Below are 17,431 nucleotides of genomic sequence, written 5' to 3' on the forward strand. Positions count from 1 at the left end.
TTTAGTGCAATTAATAAAAGAATCCACAGTTGCTTTACAAAGTTTATCTGCGGTAAACTTATATCCGTAATTACTTAGAATTAAGTCGATTATAGAAATACAAATTAAAAAATTTCCATAAAAACCCTCTTTCTTTTTAGGCGGGCGAGAGTATCTGGCCATGCACGGAAGAGGGCAACATACCAGGTTTAAAATAAATGTAGAAAGCAAGCGCAGGTCATTTTTTATGCTGCATAGCAGACCTATCTGCCGAAAATTAAAAGCAAATTGATTAACAATATTCGGCATATAATTACCGGCAAAATTAATATGATTAAAAATGCACATTTAGCTTTCAATATTGAATTTCTTTCAATAGAAACGCAAAGGCATTTTATTTCAAGAACTATCGATGAAAGGTGAAATTATGCAAAAATCAATTGTATCAAATATTTTTTATAAATTATTGCTCAACACCTTTAATATTATCCTTCCGCTTCTAGTAGGCCCATATGCATACCGAATGCTTGGGTCTCATTCAATGGGAACAGTTAACTTTAGCGAAACAATTTTTAATTATTTCTTTGTTTTTGCTACATTTGGTGTATATCAATATGGCTTACGCGAAATTAGCTTAGTGAAAAACAATAAGAAAAAAGCTTCACAATTGTTTACAAATTTATATCTTATTAACTTTACAACTAGTATCCTTGCTTTAATCGCATTTTTACTTTTTAGTTATATTGGATATGGAGATAAAGATGTATTTCCTGTCCTTCTTATTTTTGGATTCAACTTTATTTCAAGTTTATTTTATGTAGAATGGTACAATGAAGCACATGAAAATTATGATTTCATTGCGAAAAAAACAGTTATTGTTCGTCTCATTTATGTTGTCCTTCTATTCATTTTCATTCATGGTGCAAATGATTACAAACAATTTGCAAGTTTATTAGTTTTATCAACATTTTTAAACCATTTTATCAGTTTTATATATGTAAAACGTCAAGTTAAGTTCGATTTTTCCAACATAACTATTGTTCCGCATTTAAAACCATTATTTTTAGTTGTTATCTTTTCAAATGCAAATATCCTGTATACACAATTAGACCGACTATTATTAGGAGAGTATGTTGGTAAATCCGAACTTGCTTACTATGTAATGGCTTTTCAAATTATGACGATTATTAATACACTTATGTTAAGTGTAATTCAAGTTACCGTTCCGCGACTCTCTTATTTATCAGGAAATGCAGATGAAAAAGAGTATGAAGCTTTATTAAATAAAATCTCAAAAGTGTACTTTATTACATTATTCCCAGCAGCTATTGGCTTAATGCTTATCGCTCATGGAGCTGTTATTATTTATGGGGGAAGTGATTTTTCTAATGCTGGTGACACATTAGTTGTTTTTGCATTATACATGATTTCAGTAGGTATCGAATCCATCTTATCGAATCAAATTATTTATGTAAAAAAGAAAGAAAGCATTTTAGTACGATTTTTATTCATTGGTGGTTTTCTAAACCTTATTTTAAATATCTCGCTGATCGTCTTTCATGTATTCACACCGACAACAGCAATTTTCACAACTACGATTGCGTATTGCTTGCTAATTGCACTGGAATATATATATGTAAAAAAGAAACTAAAAGTAAATTACACATTATTTGATATGTCGAAACTAAAATATCTCTTCTATTCACTTACATTTGTACCGTTATCATTTCTCGTTCATATAACAATAACAGGAAAAATCCTTTCTGTTGTGGTTACAATCATTACATGCGGATGTGTATATGCCTTGATTTTATTGATAACAAAAGATGAGATATTGTTTACGCTTTTAGATAAAATTAAAGAAAAACTGAAGAAACAATAATGTAAGTAACAAAACACCATCTTGCATGTTTAAGTGAATGAAACTTCTTTAAAGGAGCTGTTCTGATTGAAATTCTCTTTAATCATGGCGACTTGCGGCAGACGTGATGATATTATAGATTTATTAAAATCGTTAGAAAAACAAACATATAAAAGCTTTGAACTCATTGTAGTCGACCAAAACGATACACCAATTGCTGGTTTATTTGATGACTATAAAGAAAAATTTCCAATCAATTATATATACACACCAATCAAAGGACTCTCCCGTGCGCGAAACACAGGTTTAAAAGTAGCTGATGGTGATATTATCGCTTTTCCAGATGACGACTGTATTTACGAAACAAATGTATTAGAAAGCATTCAAGAAACATTTAAACAAAATAAAGATATTCATTTTATTTCTACCAACACAACAAATGTAGAAGGGACAGGCTCTTTAATACACGCTCCTAAAACAGACATTATTTTAAATAATAAATATGGATTCATGGGTCCTTCCTTCGCCCTCTTCTTCACGAAACAATTTGTACAAGATGTAGGCACTTTTGATGAAGACTTAGGGGTTGGATCAGGAACAATTTACGGAGCTGGTGAAGAAACTGACTTTGTACTTCGCGGTATGAAGAATGGATATACAGGTTTATTTAAGAAAGACCTTTTCGTATATCACCCAGTAAAAGAAGAGATTATTAATGAACAATCATTAAAAAGAGCCATTTCCTATGCCGGTGGTTTCGGAAGAGTTATTCGCTTACATTATGGATTTCTTTACTTTTTACGTGCCATTGCCGCTGCTACATTCCGTGCAATGCAAAACATCTCTAACGATAAACGAAAATTCCATGTAAATCGCTTAAAAGGGATTGTTAGAGGATACTTTAATTGAACTACCCCCTCCTAATAGAGAGGATAAAAAAAGAGCAACTGTCCAATACAGGAACAGTTGCTCTTTTTTACAAGGGGTCTTTTCATAAAAACAAGGGGGGGTTTTTATAATCTCTAAACAATTATAAGATGAGTAAACTAACGACTATTTATTATCATGGTATACAGCACACATTATTGTATTTTTATCATTATACTTACTCATCTTTACAGCGTTTCTACCGCCTTACTAACTAAAGTGTATAATATATAAAAGGACTCAACTATCGATTTATCTTACAAGAACATTACATTGTTGTAATAAAGAAATTCCATAAAGTTACAGGCCCTTTTCCTACGGAATACGTGATAATTCAAAGATAAAAGATAGCATTATATTGAAGAATTTAGTATCATGATTCAAGACACTATTATAAATAGAAATTGAAAAACCTACCTAAAACCTCTTTCTTTTTAGGTAGGTGAAAGCATCTGGCCATGCTAGGGTCTTTTCCTGCCACAGTGAAAACAAAGGGAGAAAGCGAATGCAGGTCATTTTTTATGCTGCGTATTAGTAACTTTTATGTTAAAAAATTAAAATGGATTTATATATTTCAAACAGAGCGGAGGACACTATGAGCTTATTAACAGTTGAAAATCTAGGTCATACTTTTGGTGATCGTACACTATTTAAAGATGTATCAATGCGTTTATTAGCAGGAGAACATGTTGGATTAGTCGGTGCAAACGGTGTTGGTAAATCAACATTTATGAATATTATTACAGGGCAACTGATTCATGATCAAGGGCGTGTAGAATGGACACCTGGCACCCATTATGGATATTTAGATCAGCACACAATTTTAACACCTGGACGAACTATTCGTGATATATTAACAGATGCGTTCTTACCTTTATTCGAAAAAGAAAAAGAATTAAATACGATTGCTGAAAACATGGCAACAGCGTCACCAGAAGAATTAGAAGAACTACTTGAAAAAATGGCAGGAGTGCAAGATGCACTTGAAGCAGGCGGCTTCTATTTATTAGATATTAAAATTGAAGAAGCGGCACGCGGTCTTGGAATTGATGCAATTGGCTTAGATCGTGATGTTTCGGCGTTAAGTGGTGGACAGCGTACGAAAGTATTGCTTGCAAAGCTATTACTTGAGCAACCTGAAGTACTATTACTCGATGAACCAACTAACTATTTAGACGTTGAACATATTCAATGGTTAACAAACTATTTAAAGGAATATCCTCATGCGTTCCTTTTAATTTCCCATGATACAGAGTTTATGAACAAATGTGTTAATGTTATTTTCCATCTTGAATTTTCAAAAATGTCACGTTATACAGCAACATATGAAAAGTTCTTAGAACTAGCAGAAATCAACAAAAATCAACATTTACAAGCGTATCAAAAACAACAAGAGTTCATTAAACAACAAGAGGATTTTATTTCGCGAAATAAAGCGCGTTACTCAACTACTGGACGTGCAAAAAGTCGCCAAAAACAACTCGATCGCATGGATCGTATTGATCGTCCAGAAACTGCTATGAAACCGGAGTTTTCTTTTAAAGAATGCCGTGCAAGCAGCCGTTTTGTCTTTGAAGGAGAAGAGGTAGAAATCGGCTATACGTATCCTCTCTTACCGAAATTAACAATGACTGTTGAACGTGGTGAAAAAATTGCCATTGTTGGATGTAACGGAGTCGGAAAATCAACATTACTCAAAACGATTCTTGGAAAAATTAAACCGCTAAACGGGAAAATTAGTCTTGGTGATTTTTTAGAGCCTGCTTATTTTGAACAAGAAGTTAAGGCTGAAAATATTACACCAATTGATGATGTATGGAATGCGTTCCCGCATTTAGACCAACATCAAGTACGTGCAATGCTTGCGAAATGCGGCTTAAAAAATGAACATATTTCTCGCCCAATGAGCCAATTAAGTGGTGGTGAACAAGCAAAAGTTCGTTTATGCAAATTAATGGCAACAGAAAGTAACTGGCTATTATTTGACGAGCCAACAAACCATCTTGACGTAACAGCAAAAGAAGAATTGCAGCGTGCTATGAAAGCATATAAAGGTACAATTATTCTTGTTTGCCACGAACCTGATTTTTATGAAGGTTGGGTTACAAAAGTTTGGAACGTAGAAGAATGGGCAGAGAAAGCAGCTCAGCGATAAAGTGAAACTTCCATTAGCAGGGCTTCTCATCCCCCCACTGATGGAAAGCCCGCGAATAGCGGGATAAAAATATGCCTCGTGTCTAAGACAAGAGGCATATTTCATTATTTTTTCTTTTGAAAAAACTTGTATTCTTATAAAGAATGCACCTTATTCCCGCATAAATCATTACTATACTTCACCTTAAAAATGAATCACAATAAGGAGTGTAACAAATCATGTTAACCATACAATGGAACCGTTTCAATTCATTGTTAGCAAAATGTCTCGTGATCTTATGCTTACTTATCTTTACTTTTACTATTTGGACTTCTTATATAACTGTTAAAGAAACTCTATTCGTTCGAACACTTATTAGCGCTCCAATTGTAATTGTCATCATGATTTTACTTATCTTACTAACTTATCTTTGTAATACATACTTTTCAAAAACTACATTTATTATTTTATTAACATTTTGTGCGTTTACCATTCGATTCATTTGGATTTTAAACATCCCAACACCAATTGAATCTGACTTTGCATTAATGTATGAGGGGGCTGTACAAGCTGCTCACGGTGACTATAGTTTTTCAAATTCTCCATATTTTACAACATGGGTATATCAACTTGGGTTTACGGTGTATCAAGCTATCATCATCCATTTATTCGGCAACCATGTATTCATCCTGAAGTTATTAAATGTCCTTTATTGTACAGGAACTACCATCTGTGTATATAGTATTACAAGCAAAGTTTTTAATGAGTGGACTGGGCGTATAGCTGGACTATTATATGCCTTTTTTATTCCAAGCATTATGATGAGCTCAGTCTTAACTAATGAACACCTTGCAACATTTTTATTTTATTTAGGATTCTATTTATTAGTAAGATTACACAGTAAATATACTTGGATCTTTGTAGGGATTACACTAGCATTTGGTGATATCATGCGCCCTCTAGGTGGGCTTATTTTATTAGCAATTATCATTTACCTATTTCTTCATGGCTTTCTTGGAAAAGATAAGAAAACAATGCTTACTACAACAAAGCAACTTATTGGTATTCTTGTTGTCTTTTATGCTGTCCATTATATTGTAAGCTCTGCGTTCATTGCTACAGGAGTTACAAAGTATCCTTTATCTAATCGTGATCCCCTTTGGAAATTTGTCGTAGGACTTAACCATGAAACAACAGGATCATATTCAACATCCGATGCTGAACAAATCATAAGTCTAGAGATAGGTGAAGAAAGAAAATCATTAGAAATGAAACGTATTAAAGAACGAATTGCAGATAAAGAAAAGCTATTCACACTCTTTGGAGATAAATTTTCCTATATGTGGGGTGATATTGATTCCGCTGGTTACTGGAGCTTAAATCAATTAAATAAAAAGGAATTAACTGATACAGCCATGGAATATGAAAAATATATTTATATTGCAACCATGTTATTTGGTATAATTGGATTATTATGCCTTCTTTTTACAAAACAGAAAAACTTTCAGTATACATTATTCCTCTTACTTATTATCGGATATATATCCATTCATTTTTTAATAGAAATACAGACAAGATATCGATATTTTATCATTCCAAGCTTCTTTATTATTCAAAGCTATGGAATCTATGTGATTCATCAATATATGAGAAAAAACTTTCTTTTTAGGCGGGCAAGAGCATCTCACCATGCATAGAAGCGGTCAAGGCCTTTTCTTGCTACATGCAAGGGTTAAAGAAGGGTGCATGTCATGTTTGTTCTGCATGTGTTTTCCCGTATCGCCAAATCTGTAACATTCATTGTTATTTAAATTACATGTCAAATATTCGCATCAGATGTGTTCCAATGTAATAACAGCCTGTTCCAAAAATGAACTAAGAGGAACAGGCTGTTATATTTTTTAGCGTCTAAATAAGATAAGAAAATCCCCATATCCTTCTTTCTCTAAATCTTCTTTAGGGATAAAGCGTAATGCAGCAGAGTTAATACAATAGCGCAAACCATTTTGTCCTGGTCCATCTGGAAATACGTGTCCCAAATGAGAATCTGCATCTTTACTGCGTACTTCCGTTCTCGTCATATTATGGCTTACATCTATTTTTTCTTTTATACTTGCTGATAGCATCGGTTTCGTAAAACTAGGCCATCCACAACCGCTATCAAATTTATCTAACGAACTAAATAAAGGCTCCCCTGACACGATATCAACGTAAATCCCTTCTTCTTTATGGTTCCAATATTCATTTTGGAAGGATGGTTCTGTCCCATTTTCTTGTGTAACATAAAATTGCATGTCAGTAAGCTTTTCCTTTAAATGAGCATTATCCTTTGGCCAATATTTTTTGATAAACGCATCACGCCCTGAACCTTGGCGATATAACGCATATCGAAACGGATTTTTCTCATGATAGCCTTGATGATATTCTTCCGCAGAATAAAATATTGTAGCTGGTAAAATTTTCGTGACAATCGGCTTCGAAAAGCGTCCACTTTCTTCTAGCTCACGTTTAGACATTTCTGCAGCCTTACGTTGCTCTTCACTATGATAAAAAATGGCTGTTTCATATGATTGTCCGCGATCATGAAATTGACCGCCAACATCAGTCGGATCAATTTGTTGCCAATATAAGTAAAGTAATTGTTCATACGGCATATGCTCTGGATCAAAAGTAATTTGTACCGCTTCATAATGTCCAGTTGTCTCTGAGCAAACTTCTTTGTATGTTGGATTTTCCTTATGTCCACCTGTATATCCAGATACAACCTTTATAATGCCATCCATTTCCTCAAATGGCGACACCATGCACCAAAAACATCCTCCAGCAAATGTTGCAAATTCATATTTTTCGTTTACAACCACTTCTTCACCCCACTATCTTTTCTTACAGTATGGCATACGCAAATGTAAATTATAAAGTGAAACTTTAATCAGTGGGGAGGCTTTTTCATCCCCCACTGATTATCAGCCCTCACCAATCGGGCTTTTACGGGCAGTTTATCTCCCACCTAACTTCTTCAGAAAAGCGGAAGCGGCTCGCTCAGAATGTGAGGGATAAATAAAAAGCATCCAAATGGATGCTTTTTATTTGTAACTACTCAGCCATACATTTCATTTTCCAGCATATAAATTGCTGCCATGAAGATACAAATGGCAATGCGCCTCGCTACCTGTATTTGTTTGAAAACGTTGCGCGTGGCAGGAACAGACCCTGACCGCTACTATGCATCGCCAGTACCTCCCAGACCATTTAAAAAAACGCTTCTCTTCCTTTTTTTACAGAGCGACTGCGTAGTTACTTTTATTTCTTATTTACCATTTCTTCTTTTTCGTCACTTATTACTTCTAATACATCGAGTAAAAACATGAAAATTGGAATCCCTATAATCAATCCCCATACACCTAAAAAATGTTCAGAGAAAATTAAAATCATAAATGTATAAAATATAGGTAAATTTGTTTTCTCTGACATAAACTTTGGATTTAAGAAGTAACTTTCAATCGCATGAACGACTGCCACAATAATTAAAATGTATAAAATATAGACCATACCACCGGTATTATAAGCAATGATACAAAGTGGAAACAGCGAGATAATTACACCTGCGACCGGGATAAGCCCCAACAAGAAAATCATTAAGGCTAGGCCAAGCAACTGCGGGAAACCTAAAATCCAAAGTGCAATAGTCGATAGCACACAATTTACAATAGCAATAAGAAATTGCGCCTCAATTACTTTTCCGAATGAGCGAGCAAATTTCCTTCCAAAATACTCAATTTCATTATAGAAAACAGCCAGTTTACTTTCTTTGAACTTCACTGTAAACATAACAATTCTAGACTTTTCTAGTAAGAAAAATAAACTTAAAATAAGTGAAAGTAAAATTTGCAAACTTACTTTCCAAACATTTGCTAGCGAATTATAAATAATGTCAACGCCTTGATTCACATACTTCGATAATTCCACATGATTAATTGTAGAAACTAGATATCTAATTATTTCATTATCAGGTGGATTTCGTACAAATATATTGAACTGATACACAAGTTGCGTAATTTGTACCATTAAAATTGGTACATATTTGTATAATGTAATAACGATCCCACTAATCAATGCGGTATATAAAAATGCAATAATTATTTTTCTATTAATTGGTAAAAAATGCTCCAATTTGCGAGAAATGAATTTTTGAAATCTATCCATTAAATATGTAAGAATAAATGTAATCAAAATTAAATTAAACATGCTTTTCAACCCATATAAGACGAGCACAAGCAACCCTAATACAACTAATCTCTGAAATCCTTTACTTTGAAACAGGTTTTTCATTTGCATAATCGACGCGTAATCTCTCCTGTCCTTATAATTCGTTTTTACCTTAATTTCATTTTACAATATAAATGATACTTTCAGAACGTATTATTACAAACTAAATAAAAAGTTTTATTGGCAAATTTTGATTTTGTGATTCTATTGAAAAAAAATTCAATTAGCGTGTCAGTGACCTATATGTTGATGAATTTACATATAATCAATGTAACATAAAAGAACAAGCTATCTATAGAAATCTGTTTCTACAAATAGCTTGTTCTATAAAAACTCTTTATCCCGCATTAACGGGCAGTAATACTCCAACCTCAAAATTTAGCGAAAGCAAAGAAGTTAGGTGGGAGATAAACTGCCCGTAAAAGCCCGATTGGTGAGGGCTGATAATCAGTGGGGGATGAAGAAAACCCCCACTGATTAAAGTTTCACTTTATCTATAATGTGCTACGCGATAAATGGCATAAGCATCGGAATGACAACGACTGTCACAACGCCGACAACGGTAACTGCAATACTTGCCATTGCCGCTTCTACTTCCCCCATCTCAATACCGACCGCAACGCCCAGGGCATGTCCAGCAGTTCCTAACGCTAATCCTTTTGCAATCGGATTCTTCACTTTAAACATTCTTAAGAATAATGCTCCAAGAGCATAAACGATTACTGCGTTGAAAATAACTGCAAATGATGTAATTGCTGGAATACCGCCAATACTTGCGGATACTGGCAAAGCAATCGCTGTTGTTGCTGCTTGAGGTAGCATAGAATACATAACGGATGCGTCTAATCCAACCCCTTTTGCAACGATAAAGACAACAATAACGGAACAAACAGAACCAATGATGATTGCGGATAAAATTTGCCACCAATACTTTTTCAATTTATCAACTTGTTTATATAAAGGAATAGCAAATGCAATTGTTGCTGGTTCTAAGAAGAAGCTAATCATTTTCCCACCAGTATTATATTCTTCAAATGTGAAATTCCCTACTTTTAAAAAGACAACTCCGAGCACCATTGCTACAAAAAGCGGTGTAAAAAGGAAAAATCCTTTTGAATGTTTGAATAAAAACGTTCCGATTCCATATGCAACGAATGAAACTACAATACCGAAATATGGAGTCATTGTGCTTGCTGTGTTCATTATCCATTACCCCCTGACATCTGTTTATTAAAAAAGATACGTCATGCAACTTTCCCTTGCTTACGTCCTTTCCGAACATCATTCCATTGTTTTTTATCTGTAGTATCTTTTGAACGTTCTTTACCTAAAACCAATTGTGCAAATAAACCTGTTACTCCTAGTAAAATAATTGTTGCCACTACGATAACGACAACAATTTGTATCCAGTATTTCCCCATTACACCAAGAGAGTTCACAACAGAAATACTAGATGGTACAAAGAGAAATCCAATAATACCGGTAAGCGCTGTTCCAAGTGATTCAACTTGCTCTAATTTAATGACCTTTAAGCATAAAAGACTAAATAAAAGGACTAAGCCAACTACTGATGCAGGCATCGGAATTGGTAAATGCCCCGAAATGATATTAGAAACGAACATAATTGCTGAGAAAATAAATGCTTGTGTTAGAAAATCGTATACTTTTTTTGTACTCATTTTTTCCACCTCTTTCGATTTGGTACCTTTATTGTATAGGATGTAAGTGATTGCTTAGGCACTTACAACACAGAGCGTCAAATATATGAAATCAGTTACAAAAAAAGAAGGATGAAATGCAAAAAGCTGCTCGCTAAATACGAAGCAGCTTCTTTAATTCTTTTGCATATGTACGGCTTACAGGCACTTTTGAATCCTCTTTCATAATTAAATTATACGTAGAGTTAAACCACGGCTGGATTTCAGAAATATGATTTACATTTACGATAAAACTGCGATGCACACGCAGAAAATTCATTTGTGGCAATTTCTTTTCTAATATGGCAAGCGTATCGTGCGTTACATACGTATCACAAATCGTTTTCACAATTACCTTTCCGTCCAACAATCCAGCATATACGATATCTTCTATATTCACTAATACAATCGATTCATCAATCGACAGCGCTAATTTTTGCATTCTGCTAGATACATCTTGCGCATGTACTTCTTGTTTCTCCTCCATTTCATGTTGTTTTCGTTTTTTAAATTTCTTAATCGTTTGGACAATGCGCTCTTCATCAAACGGCTTTAAAATATAATCTAAAGCATCTACTTCAAATGCCTGAATGGCATATTGATCATAGGCCGTTGCAAATACAATAGCAGGTGGCTTTTTCATCTTCTTTAGTATATTAGCAATTTCAAATCCACTATCATCCGACAGCTGAATATCTAAAAAAACAAGATCCGGTTTACTTTCCATCAACTTCTCTAACGCTTCTTCTACACTGTCTGCCTCATCAATAATATCGACCTCTTTCGTTCGATATAATAAATATTTTAATTCGTCCCGCGCCAACATTTCGTCATCAACTACTAATATTCTCAATATCGCTCCCCCCTTTTCTTTGAATTGGAATCGTAAAGGAAATCTCTGTCCCTGCTTCCCGTTCACTGACAATATGAAGCGTTGTATCTTTTCCAAACAACCCCATTAACCGTTCATTAATATTATATAATGCTGTTCCCGTTCCTTTTTTTGACGATACAATCGCTTTTCCTAACCGCTCTAATCGCTCCGGTTCAATCCCTTGACCGTTATCTTTTACTTTAAAATGTACCCTGTTTTGTTTGGCATAAACGTGAATTCCAACTTGACATAGAGGCTGTTTTTTGGGAAATGCATGCCGAAGAGCATTTTCTACTAATAATTGCAGCACAAACGGTGGAAGCAAAATATTATGTAGTTCGTCTTCAATATACAATTTCACTTCATATTTATTCGGAAATCTTGCTTGTTCTAACGACAAATATGCATGCACATGATTTAATTCTTGTTCCAACGGAATGAGAAGCTGCCTTGCACCTTGTAAATTGCAGCGAAAATACACGCTTAGCTGTAACAATAATTTCCTTGCTTTCTCTACATCTGTACGACATAAAGCAGAGACTGTATTAATCGCATTAAAAAGAAAATGAGGGTTGATTTGTGCTTGCAACGCCTTTATTTCCGCATCTTGCAGCAATTTACTTTGCAGTTCTGCTTCTCCAAGTTCAAGCTGCGTTGAAAAGATTTTCGCTAATCCTTCTGCCAGCTCTTCCTCTACGGGGCTTAATGAATTGGGATTTTTAAAGTAAAGCTTTAACGTACCGATGGTCTTTCCATGAGATGTGAGCGGAATCACGATTGCCGCTTGTAATAAGCACCCTCTATGCTGACAATTAATCTCTTCACGCGACTTTGCTTTCATAATTTCCCCGGTCTTTAACACCTCTTTTGACAATTCCGTAATTAAGCTATGGGAAGGAATATGATGATCAGATCCTAATCCAACATGGGCTAATATTTTTTCTGTACCCGTTAAAGATACTGCATCTGTTCCTGTAAAGCGATGGATAATTTGTGCCACATGCGTACATGATTCTTCCGTTAATCCTTGGCGAAAATATGGAAGTGTTTTATCAGCAATGCGCAATACTTTATGCGTTTGTAATGCCTTCGCATGTTCTTCTTGTCGTAAAATGGACTGAATCATTGACAGTAGAATAAAACTTCCGAAACCATTTACGATAATCATTGGGATTGCAATTGTTTTCACAATGCTCCAGCCGTTATCAATTATGAAAAGAATCATAAGCATTTCCAGCGATACCATACAGATGCTAAGTACCGAAGAAAACTTAGGGGTTACAACACGATTCCGTTTTTGATATAAATAGCCAATATAACCTGTCACAATCCCAGCTAAAATAGAAGAGATTGCACAGCTCAATGCAGTCGTTCCCCCTAGCACATAACGATGAATGCCAGCTATAAATCCTACCCCTATTCCAACAATTGGACCTCCTAGTAACCCGCTAATCCCGATTCCCATAATACGCGTATTCGCAATCGTACTAGAAGAAGAGACACCCTGCAGCCAGTTTTCATTCATAATCGTATTACCAGAAATCTCAATCCCGGTGTAGTTGCTTACAATTGTAAATAATGAAAATATGCCAATTAACATAAGGCTACCTTTATAGCCATCTTGCTTATGCAGCAGCCAACGGAACGCCTTAATATGTGAAAGTAAAAATCCTAAAATAACGATTAAACCAACGCGTTCAATCATCATCAATAATAAATCTCCCATTTTATGTCCATCCTTCATGTATTTACTTCATTTCATTCAATATATTACATTATTATGTCTATGCCTGCAGAATCTATTTGTTTTATGAAAATAACATTATGATATAGAAATAATTTGACAATAATGTAAAAAGGAAGCCTCTCTAATGAGAGGCTTCCTTTTCAGAGTGTTGGGAAACCCTTTGGGTTTCCCAACCTCTGATAACCTTTATTGTAACTATGTATAAAAAAATTGTACGAAACAATAAAAAATAAGAAAAATAGCCCTTCAACTGACCCTTTCTGGTCAGATGAAGGGCTATTTTTTTCATGTTTTGGCAGGCTGCGGTGAGATATGCCTGCATTTGGACAGGCTTCATCCCTCGGAACCGAGCGTATCGATAGCCATGTAGTTCTTTGGCATCGGCAAAACTCCGCTCAATTGTAGAACAGCGTACTTTATATAATCGTTTTCCTGTTTTCGTTCGCTTGTATTCTCGTGCAATATCTTTATACTCTTCCCAAATATGACGCGTAATCTCTCGACTTTTTTGAGTAGTTGAAAAGCAATCTGAACGTAAAGGACATACTGCACAATCCTTTTTGTCCGCTTTATAATGACGATATCCTTCTCGATCCGTTGTCGCATACTTCATAATACATCCCATTGGACATGCAAATACATCACTTTCAGAAACATAATGAAATAATCGTCTTGGTACTTCTTTATTTTGATTGCCAAATCGGCGATATCCCATCACCATGAAAATATTTTGCTCTAATAATTTCTTACAGATATGTCCCGTAAAATACCCTGCATCCAGTGCCACCGCTTCTACTTGAAATTGAAACTTTTGAACTTGAGCTTGAAGGCGTGCCAAATATACCTCGGAATCTGCCACATTTCCGGGTGTAATATATGTATCCGTAATGATATTGTATTTCGCATCAACTGTTCGATGATCTAAATAGTGAAAGCCATCTGGTTTTCCAGCTCTCATTAAAAAACCACTGTCTGGATCTGTTGTACTTACGCGAATTTTATCTTTTGTGGCAACACCTTCCTTTTTAGGGTTTAAAGCTTTTTTCCATGATCCTCACGATCTTGTGTGACAGCTGCTTCTAATTCTTCCATATAAGATTTGGGTTTTTCTTGTTTCACCTTACGAATAAATTTATTTTTATTGGCATTCGCTTTAATATGAGTGGAGTCTGTCATCAATGCACGACCACCTACCATGTGATGCTCTGTGGCTTGGTGTACAATTTCATCAAAGATTTCTTCAAAAATATTCGTATGAATAAAACGAGTCCGACGATTCCAGCTAATTGTTGAGTGGTCCGGTACAGTATCCGATAAAGAAAATCCTAAAAACCAACGATAGGCAACATTCATTTTAATTTCTTTTTCTAATTGGCGTTCAGATCGAATTCCGTAAAAATAACCGATAAACATCATCTTAAATAAAACAATTGGATGAATCGAGGGTCTCCCATTATTTTTACAGTAATAAGGACGTAATTTTTCTTCAATGAAATGAAAATCAATTGTTGCCTCAATGGCACGAAGAAAATGATCTTGTGGAACTAACTCTTCTACAGAAATTGTTACACGTTCATCACGATGATTTTTTAGTGCTCCCATCATAGGATATCGCTCCTTTACATCTTTTTTATCAGTGTTGACAGATAAAAAGATGTTCAGACACAAAAACGGGCTGTGGAGAAGGCTTTCTCCACAGCCTGAAAAGGAAGCCTCTCTAATGAGAGGCTTCCTTTTTGCATTATTTATGAAAGAAATTTAGCTTCAGCACTTGATTTGGATACGCCTTATGATACATGTGCGTCGTTGCAGGCAACAGCGGCGGAATAAGCCACCTGTCACAAAGCGCCCGCACGCAGCTTCTCGCTTCTCAAATTTCTAATCTCTCTGCTTATAGAGCAAATATTTAGCTTCCGTTCCTTCTACAAATTGATTTTGCTCGGCAACCAAACGATAATTTTCATAAAGGTAAGGAACCTCAAGTTGATCTGGAATTGTTTTTGGATCAACTCTTAATACAACAAATTTAACCTTTTTCTCTTTTATATAACGATGTTGCTCATCCATATTTTCAGGATATTCATCATAGTCAATGTTTTGTCTTTCAAAATAGCGGATATTCGGTACAATATCTGCTGCTAAGTAAAATCCCCCATCTAAAAAACAATAATTTAACAATGTTGGATTCGGTTCTTGATGCATGATTTCTGCAAATTTTTCTTGTGCAAGAGGCCCCTTCTGATAGAACTTTGAAGATTTCATATTTGAATTATAGCCAAAGCAAAGAAAAATTGTTGCCACCGCCATCATTGATAAGGCAAACCATTTACTTTTACCAAGGTTAATCTGCGATTTTATATTAGAACTTTGAATAAAATGACCGATTGCTATCAATCCAAATAGCCCTAAAGGAGTTATAATAAGAAAGTAGTATGGATAACCTCTTCCTCCAATGTACACCCCCACTATTAAGAAGATGACAGTACTTAAAAATAACCATTTTTGGCTTCTATCTTTAAAATACTTCCATGTAAACATAAAATCAATTAAACCAACAATAATCAACACTTTACTTTCGAAATTACCATTAAATGCATCACCAAAAGTAAATGCAAAATTGATAAGTTTTTCAGTTGTACCCACCTGTGACGAATAAGTACCAAGATTAAATTTAAAATACACATCTATTAAGTCTTGCATTGCATGATTCATACCAAAATAGATAAACCATGGAATACTTGCAAGAACTAGTCCTGCAAACGTGAAAACAATTGCGTTCGTCAAATCTTTCCATCTTTTATCACCTATACAAATGAATAAAATTGCAAGGTAAAATCCAATCCAAGCCCCGACAAGAGTAAATTTAATCCAAAGCACGCAGGCAATCATAATCCCATTTAGAAGAAAAATTCCCCGTTTAAATAGAGAATCAGAGCCATACTTAAAATATTTAAATATTATATAAAGAAGGGTCATTATGAAAGGAATTGAAAACTCTTCAGCACTATCCCCAAAACGAAATGCATGTTGATTTAATATTAATATCGGGAAAAAAATGGATATAATAGCAGAAGGCATCCAATTCAAATAAAGTCGGGAAATCTTGAACGCTAAAACAATATTAGCAAACATTGCAAGACTTTCCAGTATGTATACTCCAACGAAAGTGGAATGAGAAAACGAGTAAGCTAATGCATGCAAGCCATATAACAAAGGACCCTTTTGTTCAAAAAGATCTTGGTAAGGAACTAATCCATTAGCCATACCTTTTCCGACTGTAAAAAAGGCATTAGAGTCTACCCATTCACTTAACACAAAGAATGGAGAACTCTGTGTAAAAAACAACATAGTAATAAAGGAATAAAAAAACAAAAAGATATTTAGTCGTTCAAATGATGATTTATTTATCCTGAGCTCATTAAACCTAACTGACTTTTTCATTTCTTTTAAGTCTTCCTCTCACTTATTTAATTAAAGCTGGGAACATTTCATCAACTTATGCCCCGATCAAACTTAATACCTATCCTAAAAATTCATCCCCATCTTCAGACACGCGCTAGGCAATAACCCAGCAGTAAGATGGGGATGAAATTCAGTTAGACATAGCTTAAAATAATTCCTAGTAAATACTTATAAGGTTTGTTCATCCTAAGAGTTTGTTTCGCTCCGTCAATATTTGTAGAAGCCTGTAACTTCTTATGTAAGGATGCCTATGATTGACCATTCCTTCCCAGTCAGAACCGATATAAATTCATAAATTAGGTAATCATTTTTGAATATGCAATCTATATATATCTATTTTAATTTTTTAATATATAAGTTACTGCTATGTAGAACATCCGGATTTCTCCTTTTATTTTAAACTTTGCATGTGCCCTAACCGTTTCTATACATGGCCAGATGCTCTTGTTCCCTCTAAAAGAAAAGGGAAATGTCATTTTTTTCA

12 protein-coding genes and 1 pseudogene are annotated in these 17,431 nt (G+C 34.7%); 4 read left to right on the forward strand and 9 right to left on the reverse strand.

What is annotated here, in order from left to right:
* The first annotated feature begins 406 nt into the window (after window positions 1–406).
* The 4 genes from MR076_RS15005 to MR076_RS15020 all read left to right on the forward strand — a co-directional run bounded on the left by MR076_RS15005 (window position 407) and on the right by MR076_RS15020 (window position 6,598).
* Complete coding sequence (locus tag MR076_RS15005) at window positions 407–1,861, forward strand: oligosaccharide flippase family protein (RefSeq protein ID WP_242221934.1); 1,455 nt, start codon at window positions 407–409, stop codon at window positions 1,859–1,861.
* Between the two features lie 66 nt (window positions 1,862–1,927).
* Complete coding sequence (locus MR076_RS15010) at window positions 1,928–2,749, forward strand: glycosyltransferase family 2 protein (RefSeq protein ID WP_242221936.1); 822 nt, start codon at window positions 1,928–1,930, stop codon at window positions 2,747–2,749.
* Window positions 2,750–3,362: 613 nt separating this feature from the next.
* Window positions 3,363–4,922 (forward strand): ABC-F family ATP-binding cassette domain-containing protein, encoded by a 1,560-nt coding sequence (locus tag MR076_RS15015; RefSeq protein ID WP_242221939.1) that lies wholly within the window; start codon window positions 3,363–3,365, stop codon window positions 4,920–4,922.
* Window positions 4,923–5,140: 218 nt separating this feature from the next.
* Window positions 5,141–6,598 (forward strand): glycosyltransferase family 39 protein, encoded by a 1,458-nt coding sequence (locus MR076_RS15020; protein ID WP_242221940.1) that lies wholly within the window; start codon window positions 5,141–5,143, stop codon window positions 6,596–6,598.
* A gap of 204 nt (window positions 6,599–6,802) precedes the next feature.
* Here MR076_RS15020 and msrB read toward each other — a convergent pair whose 3' ends face one another.
* The 9 genes and pseudogenes from msrB to MR076_RS15065 form a co-directional block, all read right to left on the reverse strand.
* Window positions 6,803–7,762, reverse strand: a complete 960-nt coding sequence (gene msrB, locus MR076_RS15025) for a peptide-methionine (R)-S-oxide reductase MsrB (RefSeq protein WP_242221942.1) — start codon at window positions 7,760–7,762, stop codon at window positions 6,803–6,805.
* A gap of 439 nt (window positions 7,763–8,201) precedes the next feature.
* A complete protein-coding gene (locus tag MR076_RS15030) occupies window positions 8,202–9,236 on the reverse strand; it encodes an AI-2E family transporter (protein ID WP_242221944.1) in 1,035 nt (344 codons plus the stop codon).
* Between the two features lie 435 nt (window positions 9,237–9,671).
* Entirely contained in the window at window positions 9,672–10,370 is a 699-nt protein-coding gene (gene lrgB, locus MR076_RS15035; RefSeq protein ID WP_242221947.1) for an antiholin-like protein LrgB, read from the reverse strand.
* Between the two features lie 41 nt (window positions 10,371–10,411).
* Complete coding sequence (gene lrgA / locus MR076_RS15040; protein ID WP_242221949.1) at window positions 10,412–10,846, reverse strand: antiholin-like murein hydrolase modulator LrgA; 435 nt, start codon at window positions 10,844–10,846, stop codon at window positions 10,412–10,414.
* Between the two features lie 133 nt (window positions 10,847–10,979).
* Window positions 10,980–11,720: a LytR/AlgR family response regulator transcription factor gene (locus MR076_RS15045; RefSeq protein ID WP_242222028.1), complete on the reverse strand. Its 741-nt coding sequence runs from the start codon at window positions 11,718–11,720 to the stop codon at window positions 10,980–10,982.
* On the reverse strand, window positions 11,698–13,464 hold the full coding sequence (locus MR076_RS15050; RefSeq protein ID WP_242221951.1) for a sensor histidine kinase: 1,767 nt from the start codon (window positions 13,462–13,464) through the stop codon (window positions 11,698–11,700). Before MR076_RS15050 ends, MR076_RS15045 begins: the two co-directional genes overlap by 23 nt.
* A 142-nt stretch (window positions 13,465–13,606) precedes the next feature.
* A protein-coding gene (locus MR076_RS15055) for an IS1182 family transposase (RefSeq protein WP_396021705.1) occupies window positions 13,607–15,090 on the reverse strand; the annotation gives its coding sequence in 2 pieces (ribosomal slippage) (window positions 13,607–14,523 and window positions 14,523–15,090; 1,485 coding nt in all).
* A gap of 136 nt (window positions 15,091–15,226) precedes the next feature.
* A pseudogene (locus MR076_RS15060) lies at window positions 15,227–15,363 on the reverse strand (nitric oxide synthase oxygenase); the annotation flags it as partial.
* Window positions 15,364–16,926, reverse strand: coding sequence for a hypothetical protein (locus MR076_RS15065; protein WP_242221953.1), 1,563 nt, complete (start codon window positions 16,924–16,926; stop codon window positions 15,364–15,366).
* Window positions 16,927–17,431 lie beyond the last annotated feature (505 nt).

The organism is Bacillus cereus group sp. BfR-BA-01380 (genome assembly GCF_022663535.1).
In the GTDB taxonomy this organism is placed as follows: Bacteria; Bacillota; Bacilli; order Bacillales; family Bacillaceae_G; genus Bacillus_A; species Bacillus_A cereus_BB.